Here is a 20,195-nt window from a genome sequence, read left to right as displayed (position 1 = left end):
TCGCGCGACTGTCAACCGGTTATGGCGAGCGGTCCAGATATGCGCCCACCAAGCGCTCCAGGACGGCCAATTTTCCGGTAAAAAAGTGGCTGGCGTTAGGAACAACGACGATAGGCAAGCCTTGCGGACGCGCCCAGTCGAACACAGCTTTGAGCTCTACGCGCTGGTCCCTCTCACCGTGAATTGCCATGGTCGTGGATGGTACGGGAGGCGTCTCGTAGGTGCGCTGCCCTTCGATAGTTCCCCATGGTGTGCCGGCGAGCACGATGTGAGTGCAATTGACCCCCTGTTCGTGTAGCACCCCCGTGGTCCGTGCAATCACGTATGCGCCGAAGGAGAATCCCGCCAAAACAAGGGGCAAGGCCGGATAGATTCGTCGCAAGTGCTCGATGACCAATAGCACATCGAGAGTCTCTCCGTTTCCGAAGTCATGCGTGCCTTCCGAGCCCCCTACGCCCCGGAAATTGGGGCGAACGGCGACGTATTGACGGGACGCTAGTATCTTCGCAAACAAATTTGGAACCTTATGTTCTGCGGTTCCGCCCTGCAGCGGATGAGGGTGGGCGATGACCGCGATGCCGCGAATGGGTCCCTCCGGCACATTAACCAACAGCTCAATGTCACCGACGATTCCGCGTATCACAAACCTCTCGATTGCTGAAGAAGTCATCGTACCACTTTCTTTACGTCCATTTCTGCTCAGACCCTGTCTAGAAGCCGAATCCCGCGTTGCCGGCTTACGCTCTTTACCGGACTAGATTGCCTTCCCCAAGTGGAGGAGACAGTCTCCGCGCTCGCACATTGCCACGGCTCGTTCGCAAACCACGACACCGCTTGCCAAGAAATGCACCGCTTCAGGAACGCGGAGCGGGCTTTCAGGGAAATAGACGTAGCCGGCGAGGTCACCCACCCTCACCTCATCGCCAAGCATGACACGAGCTTCAAACAGGCCATTTTCTGGCGCGTAGACGAAGCAATCCTTGTCAACAGAAAGAAACCTAACCTCGGGCGGCGGAGGAAGCCCCTCTGATTTAGTCACGCCAAGCCAAGCCAATACACGCAGTACGCCCGACTCGCACATCTCACGGTAGCCAGGATGAACCCATCCGCGGCCGCCTAGTTCAGTGCCCAGACGCGGTATGCCGGTGCGCGCCGCGGCTTCGGAAGAACTGCCGCTCCCTGGTGCACTCGAGAACAATAGTCCGTAGGGCGCTCCGAACGTCGACATCAGAGCTCGACGCTCCGCTTCAGACGAAGAGCCCGTTGAAGCGACGGATGTCGTCGCAGGCAAATAGTTGAGCGATGTCCCGCCGCTATGGAGGTCGAATACGAAGTCCGCGCGGCTCATCAGTTCGGTCTCGATGAAATGGGCAATCATCTCGGAGGGTGCGCCGCTCGGATTTCCGGGATAGAGGCGGTTCAGGTTTCCCTCATCTATCGGAGACACACGATTACCGTCTTTGGCTGCCGGGTAATTCGCCATCGGCAAGATGATGAGATGCCCTTGAATATCGTTGGCCTGCAATTGTCGCGCCAAGCGCGTCAGTGCCACCTGCCCTTCGTATTCGTCGCCATGGGTTCCGGACAACAGCAACACGGTCTTACCTACGCCGTTCTTGATGCTCACTACCGGGATGGGAAGCCATCCGTACGCCGAGCGATTCACTGAGTATGGAAGTCTTGCATAGCCGGCGTGCTTGCCCGGCTTAGCCAAATCGAAATCCAGTGAAATTCTGCTCTTTGTCATCATGTTTTTTGGTAAGCGCCGCACCTAGTCGCCCTGGTGCAGCCGATGGCAGATTGTCAACCGCCGGAAATGGGGGCGCTGCGCGGCGCAARCATCCGCGCAGGCCACGACTCACCGAATAGTGAACGGATTCCCTGAACCGGCGCCTGTGTTAATCCACACGCTCTTTGTCTGGAGGTACGCGCGGATGGCATCAATCCCGTTTTCCCGACCCAGACCCGAATCCTTATAGCCGCCAAAGGGCGACATGAAGCTGACGGCTCGATAGGTATTCACCCACACGGTGCCGGCCTGAATCCTTTCCGACATCCGAAACGCGCGACCGATATCAGATGTCCAAACCCCTGCCCCAAGCCCATAGCAGCTATCGTTGGCAATCTCGATAGCATCTTTTTCGTCCTTGAATTTCAGAACCGAAAGTACCGGACCAAACACTTCCTCTCGGGCAATGCGCATCTGTGGCGTCACATTGGAAAAGATAGTGGGCTCGACGAACCACCCATCTCCGCATGATGCCGGCTGGCCACCCAGCAAAAGGTTTGCCCCCTCTTCCTTCGCAATCTTGATGTAGGAGAGGACCTTTTCATACTGTGCCGGCGTTGTGATGGGGCCCACCTGCGTCGACGCGTTCATTGGATTGCCAAGCTTCGCTGTCTTCGCCAACGTTAGTAGCTTGTCGATGAACGCATCATGGATATCCTCCTGCAACAGCAGACGAGAGCCAGCAATGCAGGTTTGCCCGCTGGCCGCGAAGATGCCCGAGACAGCGCCGTTGACTGCATCGTCCATGTTTGCATCATTGAACACGATGTTGGGCGATTTCCCGCCCAGTTCCAGGCTCACGTGCTTGAACTGTGCTGCACATTGCTGGTTGATGGCGCGCCCGGTTGCATCGGAGCCCGTGAACGTTACCTTCTTAACAAGTGGATGCATGACGAGCGGTGACCCAACCTCGGCTCCGAAACCCGTCACCACATTAAACACGCCCGCTGGGAAGCCCGCTTCCTGGAAGAGCAGAGCCAGTTCCAAAGCGGAGACCGAAGTGAATTCGGACGGCTTTACGACTACCGTGCACCCCGAAGCCAGCGCCGGCGCGATTTTCCACGCCAACAGCATTAGCGGGGAGTTCCACGGTGTAATGGCGGCTACGACACCCACGGGTTCATTCCGCGTGTAGTTGAAGTATCCCTTCTTGTCTAGCGGAACTACCGTTCCCTCGATTTTGTCGGCAAGGCCGCCGAAATAGTAGAACCACTGCGGCAGATACTTCACCTGCGCGCTCATCTCAGCGAGCAACTTGCCGTTGTCCCGCACTTCAAACTCAGCCAGCTGTTCGGCATCCCTGGCGATAAGGTCTCCTAGCTTCCGCAGCAAAGCGCCACGCTGGGTGGCTGTCATTTCTGCCCACGGGCCAGCGCGGAACGCATTATCGGCTGCGTTGACCGCGCGGTCGACGTCCGCCTCCGTGCCGCGAGCGACTTGGGCCCAGGCTTTCCCGGTGAAGGGATTCTGGGTTTCGAACCAACGACCATCGCTCGCATTCACGAAGGTCCCGTCGATGAACATTTGATACTGCTTCATGGCGCAATGCTGTCCGGATGGGTTAGAAGACTAGAGCGGCGCAAATCCCAGGTGCTGACGGAAGCGGTTCTTGACGAATACGCCGTCGCGCGGGGGCAGAGCGCGCTGATGCTCTTCCGCGGCAATGTACACCTGAGCCACGGTCATGCCATCCGCATTCTTGATTGCCTGCGTCAGCTTATCCAGTTCCGCAATCTCGGAGACTTCGAGCGTCGAGCGAACACCGCATCCGGCTGCCACCTTTGCGAGGTTGGTGCCCAGGCTAGTATGGCTTTGCTGCATGCCGGTCTCACCGAAGTGACCGTTGTCAAGAATCACAACTGCCAGGTTCCTTGGGTTTTGAGCTGCGGCAGTGGCAAGACTGCCGATACCCATCAACTGCTCGCCATCGCCTGTAATGGCAATGACCTGCTTTTCGGGTTGTGCCAGGGCCAGCCCGAGCGCAACCGAGGTAGACCCGCCCATAGCGCCCCAAAGATAAAAATTGGAAGGACGGTCCCCGGCCGCAAAAACGTCGTACGAAGGGGAGCCAAGACCCGTCACGACGAGCGCATCAGGAAACTGCTTCAGCAGGGCGGCAACGAATTCGCGGCGGTTAATCGCCGACTTGGAGGTCGAGGTAGTCATGTTCAGCGCACCCACTTTTTGCGGCCGATGAGGCTTTGAGAGAGAAGAATGGCGACGCGTTGTCCTGCGTCGAATGCGGAGACCAGTCCCGCGTCGATGAGTTCTGCGGCATCTTCCGGCGAGTCCACGCGATACACCGTAATGCCCATCAGCTCAAGCGCCTTGGCGGTGGCCAAGCCCATTGGCGCCTGCCACGGATTGAACTCGGCGTACTCGCCGCGCATGGTGACGATGGTGAAGAACGGGAAGCGGCAGCTATCCAGCAGCGAGAACATATTCACGCAGTTGCCAACACCACTGCTCTGCATTAGCAGGACCGCACGCTCGCCACCCAGCCACGCGCCGCTGACAACACCGACACCTTCTTCTTCGGTGGTGAGAACAACGTCGCGGATTTCGGGGTCCTCTTTGGCCCGTTTGATGACATGGGAATGGCCGGCGTCCGGCACGTAAGCAACTTGGCGAACCCCGTTTTGCTTGAGGACTTGAAAGATATCTTCTTGCCAGGCAAGGGGCTCAGAATTTGGATTGGTCATGGGAGATTGTCTCGGTGGGGAATGACATCTGCTATCATAGAATTGACTGATAGGCTTTATGAAATACAATAAAGTGATTCCTCCAATCAGTAATTTGGATGACAGCAAAGTGCACTAGGGGACATATGGATATCAAGCAACTGCGTGCGCTGCTGGCCATCGCGGAAACCGGGAGCGCCACCAAGGCCGCCGAACTCCTTAGCATTGTTCAACCGGCTGTTTCCCGGCATGTAAGGCTGCTTGAGGAGGAATTCGGTGTAGAGCTTTTTGAGCGCGAGCGGCATGGAATGGTCCTCACGGAGGCTGGTAGAACATTGGTTGAGTACGGCCGACGCGCGTTGCGCGAACTGGACCGAGCCAAGGCTGAGATTCAGCCGGTGAAAGGGGCGATTTCAGGCACAGCCGTCATCGGTTTGCTGCCGAGTACGTGCGAGTTACTGGCAGCAGAACTTGTCGCAACTGTGAAAGGCAAGCATCCGCAACTCGTTGTTCGGCTCAATGTGGGCTACGCAGGCAACCTCCTTCAGTGGCTTGAGGCAGGCGACGTTGAGATAGCGCTCTTGTACGACATCAAAGCTTCCCCTGGCCTGCAAGTAGAGGCGCTGCTCGACGAACAGCTCTATCTAGTCGGCCTTCCTGGCACCGTGCCGCAAGGCGATGCGCACACCATCGAGAGCCTTCGAGACCTTCCGCTTGTGCTACCAAACGCGCCGCACGGTCTTCGCACAGTGGTCGAGCATGCGTGCGCTGTCGCAGGAATCAAACCCACTATCGCGGTCGAGACCAATTCCCTGGCTGTCCAAAAATCTCTGGTTGCAAAGGGCTTTGGGTACACAGTTCTACCCAGCTCGGCGGTATCCGAAGAACTGGAAAAAGGCATATTGGCGGCTGCACCAATTACCTCCCCCAACCTCTCCCGGCGAATCGTGCTGGCACATGCGGCTACGCGTCGAATGTCCCCAGCCGCGAGCTTTGTTTCGGCGGAACTGGTGACTCTGGCCAAACGGCTAGTGCTCGATGGAGCTTGGCCAGGCGCCGAGTGGGTAGGCCCGTAGCGGCATGCATTGACGACGGTTAGTCCGGCTGGATGTTTCCTGCCTTGATAACGTCTGCCCATCGTTGCGTCTCGGCTTGAACGAACTTGGCGGCTTTGTCGGGTGTGGAATCCAAGATGGGCTCAACTCCAATCTTGGCTAGCCGTTCGCGGACTTCCGGGTCTTTGACTGTCTGTAACAAGGCAGCGCTCAACTTCTGGACGACAGGGGCCGGCGTGCCTCGAGGCACCATCACCATGTTCCAGATGGATGTCTCGTAGTTAGGAAAACCAGCCTCCTTCATTGTCGGCACATTCGGCAGCACACTGGAGCGTGTGCCCGTCGTCACAGCAAGAGGCTTCAGACGGCCGGCCTTAATCATCGGTCCTGCGGTAGTAACCGCATCAGTGATGAACTGGAGGTCGCCGGAAATCACAGACTGAACGGCCTGGCTTGCGCCTCGAAATGGCGCGTGGACAATGTCTAGATGCTCCTGGTACTTGAGCAGCTCCACTGCCATGTGCAACGCACTACCCTTTCCTGCAGAACCGTAGCTGTACTTCCCAGGATTCTTTTTGATGTCGTCGACCAGTTCCCTGGCCGTGTTTGCCTTGACGGACGGATTCACGGCGAGAACCATTGGCACGGCTGCCACCACCGCAACTGGCACTACCGCGTTGGGCTCATACGGCAGAGTCTTGTACAAGGAAGCGTTGATGGCATGGGAACTGGTGCCAAAAAGTAGCGTGTAACCGTCGGCCTTGCTTTTGGCCACGGCGTCAGTGGCGATAGTGCCTCCTGCCCCCGCCTTGTTCTCCACGACGACAGATTGGCCCAGTATGGCACCTAGCTTGTTACCCACAATACGGGCCACTAGGTCCGTGCTTCCACCGGCGGCAAAACCTACAACCATGCGAATCGGATGGTCCGGGTATGCCGGCTGGGCTTGAGCGCCAAAGGTTACGAGCGCACCAATCCCCACTTGAACCAACAAGCGTTTCATGTCTCTTCCAGGTAATTATTTAGCCGGGTGGTGTGTGCATCGATACCCGTTGCATCGATGGTATCTAGTACGGAGGCGCATGGTGAAATAGAAAATAATGCTGCTGCCATCAACGGATGTTTTGACTGCGCCCGGAAATCAATCTGCCGTCTGCGTGAACGTCCCGAGAGTCCCCAGCGCTACCCACAGGACAGGCGAGACTAGAATCGGGTCCGCAAGTGGCCATGCCGCAGCCGCCCCCATGGATGTAGCAACGCACCACGTCGAAAGCGCTCGGAGATAAGCAACTGGAACAACCCGCGCATCTTTTGGCGCAGGCGGCGACACGCTGGGCCGACACAAGCCTGGTCGTCCCAGGATGTTCTGAATGAGCGCTTAGCGCGTGGCAAAAATGCGAAAACGCCGGCTTGCATTCGCAATGCCGGCGTTTCTGTCGTCACGGGTTTCACTATCTCCGACGCGCATGGCCGTGGTACTCGGCCATCCACGCAGGCGAGCGTCCTAGTCCGCCTCTACCTTCATCGTCTTCAACAACGGTTGCCATTTGTCGCTTTCCGCCTTAAGCCAAGTCTTCAGCCCCTCCGGAGTTTGCTTGTCTACCGGAACAATCTCGGCACCAAGCTCATCGAGTCGTTTGGATACCATCGGGTCCTGCAGCGCCTTCTGCAGAGCTTTGGTGAGACGTGCTGTCACCGCCGGCGGGGTACCCTTGGGAGCGTATAGCCCATGCCACACCTTCATCTCGAAACCCTTGAGACCACCCTCTTGCAGAGTCGGCGTATTGGGAAGCGCCTTGATTCGCTTCGGCGTGGTGACCCCATAAACTTTGAGTCGGTTCGCGTTGATGTGCGACAGCGTCGAGGTCGTCTGGTCACACAGCAGGTCAACCTGACCGCCCAGCAATGCAGTAAGTGCTGGCCCTGTACCCTGATAAGGAATCGAGTTCATCTTCGTATGCACGGCTTCCTCAAACAGGAGCCCACACAGTTGCGACACTGCGCCCAGACCGGCGTTGGCTAGAGAAACTTTGTCCTTGTTCTGGGCCACGTACTTGACTAAGTCAGCAGCCGTTGTGGGCGGAAGGTCCTTACGCCCGAGAAGCGTCATTGGCACATCGGCAACTTGCCCAATGTACGCAAAGTCCTTTAGCGGGTCGTACGAGAGTTTCTTATACAACGCCGGCGCGGTCGCCATCCCATTGTGGTGAATGAGGATGGTGTAGCCATCCGGCTGTGCTCGAGCGACATATGCAGCCGCCACCGTTCCTCCTGCGCCCAGGCGGTTCTCCACGATGACGCTTTGCCCTAGGTCCTTGGACATGGCCTGACCAAGTGCCCTGGAAACCACATCCGTCGGACCGCCGGCCGAGAACGGCACGACGAGGGTGATAGGTTTCGACGGAAACGCATTCTCGGCCATCACTCCCGAGGAAATCCCGAGCCCCACTGCCCCCATGACCAGCCACTTGGCGCCAAGGCAAAGGCTCATTACTCCGGTTCTGCAAATCATGTCTGTCTCCAATACCGTCTTGGCAGGCTGCAGGCCTGCCTATTTCCTCGGTAGTGGCGCAAGGTTGCCGGAGAACAGGCACGGGGAGAATCCGGATTTTCTGAATGGGCCATACGGCTCGGGCGAACGCCGGCCAGGGGCTACTTGACCAAAATTCACCTACTAGATGCGGCACCGATGCCGTCCCACAGTTCAGCTTGGGCCTGAATGCCGCGCGGAGACGACGCGCGAGCGGTACAACGCGCTCGGCGCGCGAAGAGACTTGCCCGCCGACCCGCGCTCAGCCCCTTAGGGACTCACTGTGTCGGTGTGGATTCGACAACCGGTTACGCGCCAGGGCGCTTTCCCGAGCAAGGCTTGCTGCCCCTCGCATATTTCGGCATGCGTGCCGGCGGCCGACAGTTTGTTTGCCTGCGTCCCTATTAGGCGGCCTTCGGGCCTTCGCGCCGCATTGCCTCTCTCTGTACATTCTGGGCCCCGAGACAGGCACCGCGCTTGACCTAGTAGAAACCCTCATACCAAACCCGGTCACGGAAGCATAATGTACGTACAGCCGTACAGTACGTACATTCGAACAGCCAAATGAAAACAGCCCGCTCGCCACATCCGCATGTCGGTTCTCCCAGTTCCCGGGGCGGAGCGGGCCGTATTGGCCGGACAACCGTACAGGCTTCGGAGATAATTCGCGTTAGTGAACTCAATGACTCCGGTACGGGGTCGCATCCGCCCGTAGCGGGCATGGGGAACAACGCAATGGCCTCGGAACACGGCAAGAATCTTCTTTTAAGTACCGGCGGGAGGCAGCCGCTGTACTCGACCCTGGCCAATCTCCTCACCACGGATATCCAGGAAGGCAAATACCAACCAGCCTCCATCCTGCCGTCTGAGAACGAGCTGGCGCAGCGGTATGGCGTCAGCCGCCAGACGGTGCGCCAAGCACTGCGGGCCGTGCGCGAACAGGGACTCATCTCTTCGCATCCCGGCATAGGCACCATCGTGCGCGAGCCGGTGCATCGAGACGACGTGTTCAGCGCCGTGAACTCGGTCAGCGACTTGCTCCAGTTCGTTGAGAACACCGAGATGCACCTGGTAAGCCATCGCGAGGTGGTGGTCGACGACGCGTTGGCAAATACGCTCAATGCCGCAAAAGGACTCCTCCTCTCGGAAGTCTCTTTCGTTCGCAAGTGCCCCGGCGCGGACTTGCCGATGAGCTATGTCCGTATCTACGTATCGCCGCGGTATGCCGAAGCACAGAAGCGGCACGCCGTCTCGAACGCGCCGATTTACAAGAGCATCGAAAAGATGTTTGGCGTGCGTGTGGCCGAAATTCAGCAGCACACCACTGCGACGCTGCTCGACGCAGAACTCGCCGACATCCTGCAAGCCCAACCTGGAAGCGCTGCGCTGCAGATGGTGCGTTTCTTCTACGATGCCAACCAGGGAATGATTCAGGCATCGATTAGCTACTACCCGCACGACCGGTACACACAGACCGTTCGTTATCGGGCCACGCCAACCGAAATCTGACTGCATCCGCCCTCGACCATGCGCCGCACAACCCATCTTCTCTCACTACGGCTGTCGCCGCCCGGCCTGAATGCCTCATGCCTAGTTGCCCGGACAGCCTGCGCGCATGGACAGCTCGGCGAAGAGATGACTCGCGAGAACCTGTACCGCACATCGCTTCAGTCGAGTCCTTCATAGCGCTTCGCGTTTCCCGTCAGGCTTCTTTGAATTAGGGCCGGCCTGACGGCACYCAACTACCACTCGAAAAATCAAGGAGACAAAGCATGAACGCCATGTTCCGCCTGGCGCTGGGAGCGCTCGCCTGTACGGTTACCGCGACTACGCCTGCATTCGCAGCAGACCCGGCAGCAAACTACCCCACCCGCCCCATCAAGATGATTGTGCCGTTCCCTGCGGGCGGCACGACCGACACGCTGATGCGTCTGATTTCGCCCACGCTCATCAAGGAGCTGGGGCAACCCGTCGTCATCGAGAACAAGTCCGGTGCCTCCGCGACGCTTGGTGCCGATGCCGCGGCGAAGTCACCGCCTGACGGTTACACGTTGCTGGCCGGCAGCGCTCACCACACCATTGCTCAGTCGGTGCTGAAACTTTCCTACAAATTCGATACCGACCTGGTGCCCATTGCCATGACTGCCATCGTGCCGAACGTCGTGGTCGTCAACAGCAACGTCAAGGCGAAGACCATCCAAGAACTCGTTGCGGACGCGAAGTCAAATCCGGACAAGTACAACTATGGCTCGGCCGGCCCCGGCAGCGCGCACCACCTGATTGGCGAAATGTTCAAGCTGCGCACCGGTGCTCCCATCACGCACATTCCGTATCGCGGCAGTGCGCCGGCTGTGTCCGACCTGCTAGGCGGCCAGGTGCTCATCATGTTCGATACGGTGACCTCGGCGCTGCCCCATATCAAGTCCGGCAAGACCCGCGCCCTCGCCGTGACCACCGCCACTCGCTCCAGCGCCCTGCCCGACGTACCCACGCTGGCCGAGGCCGGCGTGAAAGGCATCGACGTCGGCACGTGGTTCGGCGTCCTAGCGCCCGCGGGCACACCGCAGCCCATCATCAACAAGCTGAACGCCGCCATCGTCAAGGCCGTTAGCGACCCGACCATCAGCAAGCAACTGCTTGCACAAGGCATCGAACCGCACCCGAGCAGCCAGGCGGAGTTCAAGGCGCTCATCACCAAGGAAATTGCCGACTTCAAGAACCTGGTCGCGCAGACCAAGTTGGTCGTCAACTGAGCGGCCTCTCCTTCGGTACTGCTGAGGGTCTCCCTTTCACTTCGTATCAGTAAGCCAAAACAGCATGACAACACAGCAAGTCTTTTGCGCCATCGAGAACGGCGTTGCCACCATCACTCTGGACAATCCCCCGGTCAACGTTGTGACGCTGACCCTCTCCCGCCAACTGGGTGAGACCCTGGACGCACTGGCTGCGAATGACGATGTCCGCGCTGTCATTCTGCGAGGCGCAGGTACCAAAGCCTTCTGCGCCGGCTCGGACATCGGAGAGTTCGTCGAACTCGAGCTCATGTCCCCCGGCCAAGTGGTACCGAAGAAGCTTAAGCGCCAGAACGAGATTTTCTTCCAGCTTGAGAACTTTCCAAAGCCGACCGTGTCCGCAATCGAAGGACTTGCCTTTGGTGGCGGTCTGGAACTCGCCTTGTGCTGCGACCTGATTGTGGCATCCAAGACCAGCCGCGTGGCACTGCCGGAAATCAAGCTCGGCGTCTTCCCGAGCAGCGGTGGCACCGTTCGCGCGACGCGTCGCATCGGCTCGGCACGCGCGAAGGAAATGATGTTCCTGGGCGAGCCTCTGGATGCCACAACAGCACTGTCTTGGGGTCTTATTAACCGTGTTGCTCCTTCCGGCCAAGCTCACACAATGGCACAGGAGCTTTGCGCCACCCTGGTCCGTCGCCCACGCCAGGCGCTGGCGCTCTGCAAATCCATCATCAATCTGTCCTTCGACCTCCCCATGCGCGAAGCCATGGACGTCTCCTTTGCCGCCAGCGATAAGGCGTTCAGTTCGCCCGAGTGTGCAGAGGGTGTGCGTGCCTTCTTTGCGAAGGGAGCACCAAACTACGAAGGCATTTGAATCAACGCTTGCTGTGTCATCCCGTATTAGTTGGAGGAAGTACAAATGAAACCGCTGGAAGGTCTTCGCATTCTCTCGCTCGAGCAGTTCGCTGCCGGCCCTTATGGTTCGATGTTCCTGGCCGATATGGGTGCCGAGGTCATCAAGATTGAGAACAAGGCGATTGGCGGAGACCCCTCGCGCCACATTGGCCCATACCATCTTGGCGAGGCGGACAGCCTGTTCTTCCAGGGCTGGAACACCAACAAGCGCAGCGTCGTCCTCGACATGAAGGCCGAAGATGACCGCAAAGTCTTCGAGAAGCTCGTAGCGGGTGCCGATGCGGTGGTCAACAATCTGCGGGGCGACCAGCCTGAAAAGCTCTCCATCTACTACAAGAGCCTCAAGCATCTGAATCCCAAGCTTGTCTGCCTGCATATCTCGGCATATGGTCGCAACAACTCGCGGGAAGCCTGGCCGGGCTACGACTTCCTGATGCAGGCCGAATCTGGCCTGATGGACCTGACCGGCGACCCATCTGGCGCCCCGACGCGCTTCGGTGCATCGGTCATCGACTACATGACGGGCATCACCGGCATGGTGGGGCTGCTGGGCAAGCTGCGCAGTGCTGACAGGACGGGAATCGGCGGTGATGTGGATGTCAGTCTGTTTGATGTCGCCTTGCACCAGTTGGGCTACGCTGGTACGTGGTACCTCAACGAAGGCTTTGTGTCTGGCCGCGTACCCCGCGGGGCTCACCTCTCGGTCACGCCGGTTCAAACCTTCCAGGCGGCAGATGGCTGGATTTACGTCATGTGCATGACCGACCGGTTCTGGGACTCGCTGCTTGAAGTGCTCGGCAGCCCCACCCTGCGCGCAGACGAGCGCTTCCAGTCACAGGCCCTCCGGCTTACGAACCGGGACGCATTGACCGTGGCGCTCGACAACGAGTTCAAGAAGCAACCCGTCGAGCATTGGCTCAATGTCCTGCGCGGCGTCCTGCCGATTGCCCCGGTCTTGAACTTGAAGCAGGCACTGGACAATCCGTTCGTCGAGGAAGTTGGCATGGTTAGCCAGGTCCCGCATCCGCAGAAGGACGACCTGAAGTTGCTGGCAAACCCGCTGAAGTTCGATGGTGAGCGTTTGAGTCAAAGCCCGTGCAATCCACTCGGCGCAGACCAGTCCATGGCACTGGCTCCGACCAAACAAGCCGCCTGACTGGCAGGAACCATGGGCATCACGCACCTGGGCAATAGGCTCAGGTGCATCGTATCTCCTGGCCAACGTGCAACACACATGGCTGCGCCAGCACCAGAAATACCGCCGCCGGCGTCCGCCGAAGACGGCACGGAGGCTTTCATGCTAAACCCCACGTCCGAGAACTCAGCACGGCTACGATGGCTCATCGTCATGCCGGCGGTGTTCCTGATGTACATGATTTCGTTCTTTGACCGAGTCAACATCGGGATGGCGCTGCCCCACATTACGAAGGAGCTGGCGCTCAATGAAATCCAAGCCGGATGGCTTGGCGGCTCGTTTGCATGGGGATATCTCGCTACGCAGCTGCTCGCCGGCTACCTGGCCCTCAAGTTCGGCTCGCGCAAGCTCATCGGCGTCTGTCTTGTGCTGTTCGGGGGCATCTCGATACTTACGGGATTCGCCAGAAGCTTCGAAGAACTACTCGCAATCCGATTCGCGCTTGGACTGGCGGAAGGGCCCATATATGCGGCATCCTCGATGCTGCTCACACAATGGTTCGTCAAGTCGGAACGCGGACGCGCCTTCGGCATCTGGAACCTAAGCGTTGCAGCCGGCGGCTTCCTTGCCGGCCCTATCTCCGCGGCCGTGCTAGCGCATCATGACTGGCGCATGATGATGGTCATCGAGGGCCTGCCGGCATGGATTTTCTGCCTTGTATGGTTCTACTCGATTCCGAAGAGCCTGCAATCCGCGAAGTGGCTCGCGGAGGGAGACCGCCTGAGCATCGAGAGGGAGCTCGCGGCAGAGCAAGCTTCCCACAAGGACAATAACACTTCGTCGTGGATTGTCGTATTCAAGGAGCCGTCCGTCTGGCTGCTGACGATTGGCTTCGCATGCAGCCAAATCATCCTCTATGGCCTGACGCTCTGGCTACCCACCATCTTCAAGTCGTTCAGTGGCGTCAGCGAGATGATGGTCGGCGTCCTCTCCGGCGCGCCGTTCATTATGTCGATGGTCGGGGTCTACTACATTACCAGCCGCTCCGACAAGCACAACCAGGAACGCCGCTGGCATGCGGCCATCCCGATGGTCATCTCTGGTCTGACATTGGTTGTCCTCGCTGAGATGCCTACTCATGCCCTGTACATCCAAATCGCCCTCATTTTGTGTGTGGGCTTCATGCTCAAGATGCCTACCCCACTTGTCTCTTCCTACTTGACAGAGATTCTCCCTCTCCAGAAGGCGATTCCTGCCGTGGGCGTGGTCGTCGGCGGCGGGAGCTTTCTGGGCCAGTTTCTGGGCCCCCTCATTGTGGGCTACGCCAAAGCACATTCCACTGGTTTTTCACTTTCGTTCGTGATTTTGGGATGTGCGGGGATTTTGGGTGGAGTCCTAATCATTGCCGCAAAATCCAGGACGACCACTTCCACAGTGAATGGCGCCGCCCAGGCAACAGAAGCTTGATTTGCACGGTCACGGAGGCTGAACGACGCAGTAGTCGCGTAGCCCCACGATGGGTGCCCAGTGGTGACGCGAAACCGGGCGCCCCATCCGCACCAGCTTGAATGAAGGCACACCTGGCGCTCGTGAGGTCCAGTCTGCCAAGCCACCCTCACGGGTGCTTGTCGGGCTCGCATGCGATGGGCAACGGCGTCTGGAAGAATGAAGGCGTCGACGCTGTTCCCAAGGAAGCGCCATGCGAGCGGCGACGTCTCATCACAGACAAGCCCGGCCATGACGGAATCGACAGACCCCGTTGCAGTGGTCGCCCCGTCCCTGCAGAGCACTTTGGTACAGGCAATCGGCCTGCACTGGCTCAACGACAATCAACGTTGAACACCGATTCGTACAAAGCAACATCAACGACCTGGCCTTCACCGCCGTTGCGCTCACGATGAGAAAGTGCCAAAAGCACTCCAATCACCCCATGTAGCGCGGACAGGGAGTCGCCAATGGATACGCCAACTCTTACAGGAGTGCGCCCTGGTTCGCCACTCAAATGACGCAACCCTCCCATCGCTTCGCCTATGACGCCAAAGCCCGGCCGGTCACGATACGGCCCGGTCTGCCCGTATCCGGAAACCCGAAGCATAATTAGCTTCGGGTTGACGGACTTCAACTCGTCCCATCCCAAGCCCCATCCCTCCAGCGTTCCTGGCCGAAAATTTTCAATTAGAACGTCGGCGGATGCAACGAGTCGTCGAACAACATCCTGGCCTTCCGGGGAACGCAAGTCTAGGGTGACAGACTGCTTGTTACGCGACTGTGCTGCCCACCAGACGGAAGTGTCATCATGCAGCATGCGCCACTTGCGGAGTGGGTCACCGTTCTGGGGGGATTCAATCTTGATAACTTCTGCTCCGAATTCTCCGAGCATCTTCGCCGCGAAGGGACCTGCGATTAGTTGTCCGAGTTCGACGACGCGGATTCCTTTCAGAGCCTGTTCCATTGCCTCACTACATTTGTCCTTGGATGAACAGAATGATGTGACATCCAGGCGCTCATAGCTTTGCGGTATTGTCACGCACCCTTTCCAAGCTAGAAAGGGTCGTAATCAGTTGCCGCAGTTGGAGCCCTGTGGCTTCAGGCCGCATAAGTGCTCGACGAGCTTCGTTGCCTCCGGTTGCAATGCATTGGGGTCCCTAACCCCCAACCACAACGAGCGGGCGGCCCACGGGTCCGATAGCCGGACAGCTCTTAACCCCGCGACCAGGATTTCCTGCCGTACTGCTCCCTCCGGCAGAATGCCAATGCCAAGTCCTGCTTCAATCATGCGGCAGATGCCATCGAAGCTCGTCACCTGAATCCGCAGCTTCAACACGCGCTCGAGCGCGGCCGCCGCCTCGCTCATGCGGTCCAGCAACGAGCTGCCCTGATTCAGGCCCACGAAATCATATTCGAGGGTGTGTGCAAACTGCACTTCCGTACGGTGAGCGAGAGGGTGCTCTGCCGGCACCAGCACCACGAGAGCGTCATCCCGATAGCGATACTTTTGCAGCCCTGGAGCGTGCACATTGTCAGCAAACACGCCTACGTCGGCCACACCATTCATCACCGCTTCCACAACCTCGTGACTCAGACGCTCCTCCAGGCTGATTCTGATGAGTGGCTCTTTGCTCAGGAATGCGGCGAGGTCCTTCGGCAGGAACTGCACGACTGCTGAGGTATTGGCCCATACCCGCACATGACCACGAACTCCAACCGAAAAATCGCCCATGGCACTGGCCATGCGGTTCACGGTCTCCAGCACGCTCTTTGCGTGCCTCACCAATTCGTGGCCCGCAGCGGTCAGCATGAGGCCGCGAGGCAGGCGGAGAAACAATGGGCAGTCGACCGTGCGCTCCAAATCGGCAATCCGCTTGCTCACCGCAGACATCGTCATATGCGCCTTTTCAGACGCACGTGTGACGCTGCCGTTCTCAGCGACGAGCAGGAAGATTCGGAGCGACTGAAGGTCGAAATGTGTTGGCTTGAGCACTGCGCCAGGCTCCGTACTAGTGGGGATGGTATGTTACTCCTCATATGGTCGCCTTTCCAATTGGGAAAGGGTCCTTGAGAGATGACTGATTTTCCAATGTGGGCGCACGTCAAAGAATAGTGCACTCACGAGCGGAATTACCCGCCGGGCAAAGTAGTAGGAGACACACATGCCCACAGTGCACTCGGCCATCCCTGCAGCCGCGCCAGTCGCGCGTTCCCACAAGGAGTGGTACCGCCATCTATACGTTCAGGTATTCATCGCCGTAGTAATCGGCATCCTCTTAGGGCACTTCTACCCAAATGCTGCCCAAGCAATGAAGCCTCTGGGCGACAACTTCCTGAAGTTGGTGAAGTTGATGGTTGCCCCGCTAATCTTCTGTACCGTCGTGCATGGCATCGCCAGTATGCGAGACATCAAAGCGGTCGGTCGCCTTGGTGGTAAGGCACTCATCTACTTTGAGGTAATGACGACGTTGGCCCTTGCCATCGGTCTACTCGTTGTCAACATAATGAAGCCAGGGGTCGGCATGCACGTTGACCCGACCAGCCTCGATGCGTCGTCCATTGCTGCCTACACGAAGGCTGCACACGAGCAGACAGTTGTCGGCTACATATCCCACATCATTCCCCACACGGTGATTGGCGCGTTTGCAGAAGGGGACCTCCTTCAGGTTCTCTTCATCTCCATCATCTTCGCGTTCGCGCTGCAGATGCTGGGGGAAAAAGGGAAGCCGATGCTGGACGTTATCGATTCAGCAGCGAACACTTTCTTCAATATGGTACGTATCGTCATGTACGTATCGCCTCTCGGCGCGTTCGGCGCCATTGCATTCACGATTGGGAAGTACGGCATCGGGTCATTGGCATCGTATGGTCAATTGCTTGCGACGTATTACCTCACCGCGGTGCTGTTCGTTGTGATTGTGCTTGGCGCGGTTTGTCGCTTAGCCGGGTTCAGTCTCTTTAGCTTCCTGAGATACATCCGCGAAGAACTCCTGATTGTCCTCGGCACGTCATCGTCCGAGTCGGCGCTTCCTCGACTGATGGCAAAGCTTGAGCGGCTTGGTTGCGACAAGTCGGCTGTCGGCCTGGTTGTCCCATCTGGATACTCGTTCAACCTCGACGGGAGCTGCATCAACATGACGGTCCTCGCCATCTTCATTGCGCAGGCCACCGACACCTACCTCTCCCTGGGGCAACAGATTACGCTGCTGGCTATTCTGCTCCTGACATCGAAGGGCGCGGCAAGCGTGAGCGGTGGCGCCTTCATCGTCCTCGCCGCGACCCTCGGGACGATTCCCGGCTTCCCGGTCGCAGGTCTAGTACTCGTTCTCGGCGTGTACCGGTTCATCTCGGAAGGCGGCGCCATCGTAAACGTCATTGGAAACGGCATCGCCACCATCGTGGTTGCCAAATGGGAAAAGGTCCTCGACGAGGAAACGCTCCAACGCGAGCTTAAGCAGGGCCCCGATTTCAGTTAAGTAGTAATGGTTCCGAGCCGGGGCATCTGACTGCCAGCTCGTGAGCCAAGTCAATGAGGAAAGCATCATGGACGCCAAGAAGATATTCATCCAGGAAGTCGCGACGCGCGACGGATTCCAGAACGAGGCAAAATTCGTAGCGACGGAGGACAAAGTAAGCCTCATCAACGCTCTCAGCGCGTGTGGCTATGCGAAGGTCGAAGTGACCTCATTCACCTCGCCAAAGGCAATCCCTGCCCTACGCGATGCCGAGGCCGTGATGCATCTCATCACCCGTCAGGACTGCGTGGTGTACACGGTTCTGGTTCCGAACGTCCGTGGAGCGGAACGAGCCCTTTCCTGCAACGTCGACGAAGTCAATCTCGTTATGTCCGTCAGTGAAAGCCACAATCGAACAAACCTTCGTATGTCCCGGGAGCAATCCTTCGCCCAGCTGTCGGACGTCATCAAAGTGGTCCGCAGCACCCCAACCGCCATCAACGTATCCCTTTCGACAGCAATGGGTTGCCCGATGGAAGGGGACGTACCTGTCGAAACCGTACTCGGCTGGATGCAACGGTTCGCGGACTTGGGCGTTCATGGGGTGACCTTGTGCGACACCACCGGAATGGCGTACCCATCCCAGGTCAAGGCTCTGTGCGAGGCTGCTAAGTACCGATGCCCGTTTCTCGAACTGACGCTCCACTTCCACAACACTCGCGGCCTGGCCCTGGCTAATACCCTTGCAGCTCTGGAAGCTGGCATCGACCGATTCGATGCGTCCCTGGGCGGACTCGGTGGGTGCCCCTACGCACCTGGGGCCACGGGAAACGTCTGCACAGAAGAACTCGTGCACATGCTAGAGTTGGACGGATACGATACCGGCGTCGACCTAGCCGCCATCCTCTCCGCCTCAGCCCGATTACCTTCCCTCATTGGCCACGATGTTCCGAGTCAGTTGCTTAAGGCTGGTCGACGTTCGGACCTTCACCCGATGCCGGCAACCGATAGCCTACCGGAGCAGAAAGYATTCGCGACATGCGCTAACTAAGTGCCGCTGCTCAGAATTACTGTCGGCCAACGCACACTACGTGCGTTGGCAGATTTCGTTGRCGGCAGGCAGTCATCTCGATTCAACGAGTAAGAAGTACCAGTTTACGTTAAGCGCTCAGCGTTGAACTGTTGAGCCACCTCGATACTTGACACCCCGGCCGAATGTCTCAGCAGCCAACCATCGAGAGGGGACCTCGCCCCACTGCTAACGCAGGACACTTCTCGCGCAACCCTGAATGCTTGCGCAGAGGATGGCCGCCCAAGGTTTAGGCTCGCTCACGAAACCTCCCCTCCGCAATCGTGTCCATCACGGAACGAGTGACCGCAACGACCAACGGGACGCGCGGCTCGCCCGCTCCCGTTCCGGTATCCCTAAGCAGGAGGGGATGCCAAGCAAAAAGAGCCAGTGCACATGACGGGCAACTGGCTCTGAAACCACAAAATCAGTGGTCGGCACCTACAAGCCTTTGCTCCAACGCCGAGCGGATGTAACGAGCCGCGTCAGCTGAAGCGACGCATCCTCAAGCAGGCGCCCAGCGTTCTCCATCGCATAGCTCAACGATACCGGGCCCTGCTGGATTGAAATACACCCGTCAAAAGCCTCCGTCAGTGCAGCGCTACTATCTACCGCCCCGGAAACTAGGGAAACTGGAACGCCAGCATGCCGTGCCAAGTCGGCAATAGTCGCTGGCCCCTTGCCCATCATTGTCTGAGCATCTGAACGCCCTTCTCCCGTAATCACCCAGTCGAACTCACTCAACCCCTCCTGCAATCCGGCTGCACTCAATACAAAGGACGCACCCGATACCAATTCAGCTCCCAATAGGCGAAGCGCATAGCCAATTCCGCCGGCAGCTCCACTGCCCTCTTCGTTTGCAAAGTCCTGACCCGCAGCCGACGTGCATCGCTGTGCAAATCGCTCCAGCGTCGCATCGACCGCAGCCAGGGCTTCCACGCCCTTTTGCGGCCCAAACACATAGGTTGCTCCCGTTGGGCCGCAAAGAGGAGCATTAACATCTGAAAGACCGATGAGTCGAGCGCCCGCAAGAGCAGGTGGCTGCTCGTAGCGGACATCACGGATAGACTCAAGATTCTCTAGGCACGGCGACAGCGTATTGCCGTTTGCATCGGAAAAGCAGAACCCGAGCTCCGCGAGCAGACCCGCCCCAGCCTCATTGGTGGAAGAGCCGCCAAGCCCTATTGCAATGGTGCTATTGAGACTTGTATAAATCATGACAACCGATTTGAGTCTGACGCGTTATCTGACCAAGGCGTTGATCGGGAGTCGATTGCATGGCTGGGAAGATGGACGAAGCGACCAGAAAGCGGGTTCGCGCTGGACGGATGCTGTTAGCGAAC

At 58.4% G+C, this 20,195-nt stretch carries 17 protein-coding genes and 2 pseudogenes; 8 read left to right on the top strand and 11 right to left on the bottom strand.

Annotated features, from left to right (window positions below):
- Nucleotides 1-19: 19 nt before the first annotated feature.
- The 5 genes from AC1DT6_RS24730 to AC1DT6_RS24710 all read right to left on the bottom strand — a co-directional run bounded on the left by AC1DT6_RS24730 (nt 20) and on the right by AC1DT6_RS24710 (nt 4,491).
- Nucleotides 20-670, bottom strand: a complete 651-nt coding sequence (locus tag AC1DT6_RS24730) for an alpha/beta hydrolase (protein ID WP_477102904.1) — start codon at nt 668-670, stop codon at nt 20-22.
- Between the two features lie 84 nt (nt 671-754).
- On the bottom strand, nt 755-1,750 hold the full coding sequence (locus AC1DT6_RS24725) for a succinylglutamate desuccinylase/aspartoacylase family protein (protein ID WP_441635755.1): 996 nt from the start codon (nt 1,748-1,750) through the stop codon (nt 755-757).
- A gap of 108 nt (nt 1,751-1,858) precedes the next feature.
- The gene (locus AC1DT6_RS24720; protein ID WP_441635753.1) at nt 1,859-3,328 is read right to left on the bottom strand and encodes an aldehyde dehydrogenase; all 1,470 of its coding nucleotides are present in this window, start codon (nt 3,326-3,328) and stop codon (nt 1,859-1,861) included.
- A gap of 30 nt (nt 3,329-3,358) precedes the next feature.
- The gene (locus tag AC1DT6_RS24715) at nt 3,359-3,955 is read right to left on the bottom strand and encodes a thiamine pyrophosphate-dependent enzyme (RefSeq protein WP_045235681.1); all 597 of its coding nucleotides are present in this window, start codon (nt 3,953-3,955) and stop codon (nt 3,359-3,361) included.
- 2 nt (nt 3,956-3,957) lie between these two features.
- Nucleotides 3,958-4,491 carry a phosphonopyruvate decarboxylase gene (locus AC1DT6_RS24710; protein WP_441635751.1) on the bottom strand — a complete coding sequence of 178 codons (534 nt, stop codon included), beginning with the start codon at nt 4,489-4,491 and terminating at the stop codon, nt 3,958-3,960.
- Nucleotides 4,492-4,616: 125 nt separating this feature from the next.
- Here AC1DT6_RS24710 and AC1DT6_RS24705 point away from each other — a divergent pair, with 125 nt between their 5' ends.
- Nucleotides 4,617-5,546, top strand: a complete 930-nt coding sequence (locus AC1DT6_RS24705; protein ID WP_045235683.1) for a LysR family transcriptional regulator — start codon at nt 4,617-4,619, stop codon at nt 5,544-5,546.
- A 19-nt stretch (nt 5,547-5,565) separates the two neighbouring features.
- On the opposite strand, the gene AC1DT6_RS24700 is transcribed toward AC1DT6_RS24705, so the two are convergent.
- A complete protein-coding gene (locus tag AC1DT6_RS24700) occupies nt 5,566-6,528 on the bottom strand; it encodes a Bug family tripartite tricarboxylate transporter substrate binding protein (protein WP_045235684.1) in 963 nt (320 codons plus the stop codon).
- A gap of 501 nt (nt 6,529-7,029) precedes the next feature.
- On the bottom strand, nt 7,030-7,983 hold the full coding sequence (locus tag AC1DT6_RS24695; protein ID WP_441635756.1) for a tripartite tricarboxylate transporter substrate-binding protein: 954 nt from the start codon (nt 7,981-7,983) through the stop codon (nt 7,030-7,032).
- An 807-nt stretch (nt 7,984-8,790) separates the two neighbouring features.
- On the opposite strand from AC1DT6_RS24695, the gene AC1DT6_RS24690 reads away from it, so the two are divergent.
- From AC1DT6_RS24690 to AC1DT6_RS24670, 5 genes are all read left to right on the top strand, one after another.
- Nucleotides 8,791-9,564, top strand: coding sequence for a GntR family transcriptional regulator (locus AC1DT6_RS24690; RefSeq protein ID WP_477114973.1), 774 nt, complete (start codon nt 8,791-8,793; stop codon nt 9,562-9,564).
- A 263-nt stretch (nt 9,565-9,827) separates the two neighbouring features.
- Nucleotides 9,828-10,808: a Bug family tripartite tricarboxylate transporter substrate binding protein gene (locus tag AC1DT6_RS24685; protein ID WP_441635745.1), complete on the top strand. Its 981-nt coding sequence runs from the start codon at nt 9,828-9,830 to the stop codon at nt 10,806-10,808.
- A 64-nt stretch (nt 10,809-10,872) separates the two neighbouring features.
- Nucleotides 10,873-11,664 (top strand): enoyl-CoA hydratase/isomerase family protein, encoded by a 792-nt coding sequence (locus tag AC1DT6_RS24680; protein ID WP_441635743.1) that lies wholly within the window; start codon nt 10,873-10,875, stop codon nt 11,662-11,664.
- Nucleotides 11,665-11,709: 45 nt separating this feature from the next.
- Nucleotides 11,710-12,861, top strand: a complete 1,152-nt coding sequence (locus AC1DT6_RS24675) for a CaiB/BaiF CoA transferase family protein (protein ID WP_477102902.1) — start codon at nt 11,710-11,712, stop codon at nt 12,859-12,861.
- Nucleotides 12,862-13,002: 141 nt separating this feature from the next.
- Nucleotides 13,003-14,307 (top strand): MFS transporter, encoded by a 1,305-nt coding sequence (locus AC1DT6_RS24670; RefSeq protein WP_441635739.1) that lies wholly within the window; start codon nt 13,003-13,005, stop codon nt 14,305-14,307.
- A 197-nt stretch (nt 14,308-14,504) separates the two neighbouring features.
- On the opposite strand, the pseudogene AC1DT6_RS24665 reads toward AC1DT6_RS24670, so the two are convergent.
- The 3 genes and pseudogenes from AC1DT6_RS24665 to AC1DT6_RS24655 form a co-directional block, all read right to left on the bottom strand.
- A pseudogene (locus AC1DT6_RS24665) lies at nt 14,505-14,670 on the bottom strand (diaminopropionate ammonia-lyase); the annotation flags it as partial.
- A 1-nt stretch (nt 14,671) separates the two neighbouring features.
- Nucleotides 14,672-15,292 (bottom strand): annotated as a pseudogene (locus AC1DT6_RS24660) (CaiB/BaiF CoA transferase family protein); the annotation flags it as partial.
- A 105-nt stretch (nt 15,293-15,397) separates the two neighbouring features.
- Nucleotides 15,398-16,321: a LysR family transcriptional regulator gene (locus tag AC1DT6_RS24655; protein ID WP_441635737.1), complete on the bottom strand. Its 924-nt coding sequence runs from the start codon at nt 16,319-16,321 to the stop codon at nt 15,398-15,400.
- Between the two features lie 169 nt (nt 16,322-16,490).
- On the opposite strand from AC1DT6_RS24655, the gene AC1DT6_RS24650 reads away from it, so the two are divergent.
- Together AC1DT6_RS24650 and AC1DT6_RS24645 are read left to right on the top strand one after the other, a co-directional pair.
- Nucleotides 16,491-17,804: a dicarboxylate/amino acid:cation symporter gene (locus AC1DT6_RS24650; RefSeq protein WP_441635735.1), complete on the top strand. Its 1,314-nt coding sequence runs from the start codon at nt 16,491-16,493 to the stop codon at nt 17,802-17,804.
- 67 nt (nt 17,805-17,871) lie between these two features.
- On the top strand, nt 17,872-18,834 hold the full coding sequence (locus AC1DT6_RS24645; protein ID WP_477114972.1) for a hydroxymethylglutaryl-CoA lyase: 963 nt from the start codon (nt 17,872-17,874) through the stop codon (nt 18,832-18,834).
- A gap of 459 nt (nt 18,835-19,293) precedes the next feature.
- Here AC1DT6_RS24645 and AC1DT6_RS24640 read toward each other — a convergent pair whose 3' ends face one another.
- Nucleotides 19,294-20,070 (bottom strand): glycerate kinase, encoded by a 777-nt coding sequence (locus AC1DT6_RS24640; protein WP_441635731.1) that lies wholly within the window; start codon nt 20,068-20,070, stop codon nt 19,294-19,296.
- Nucleotides 20,071-20,195: the final 125 nt, after the last annotated feature.

The sequence above is a fragment of the Cupriavidus sp. 01L45 genome (assembly GCF_056399885.1).
Note: the sequence above shows the minus strand (reverse complement) of the source record. Positions and strands in the feature narration are given on the sequence as shown.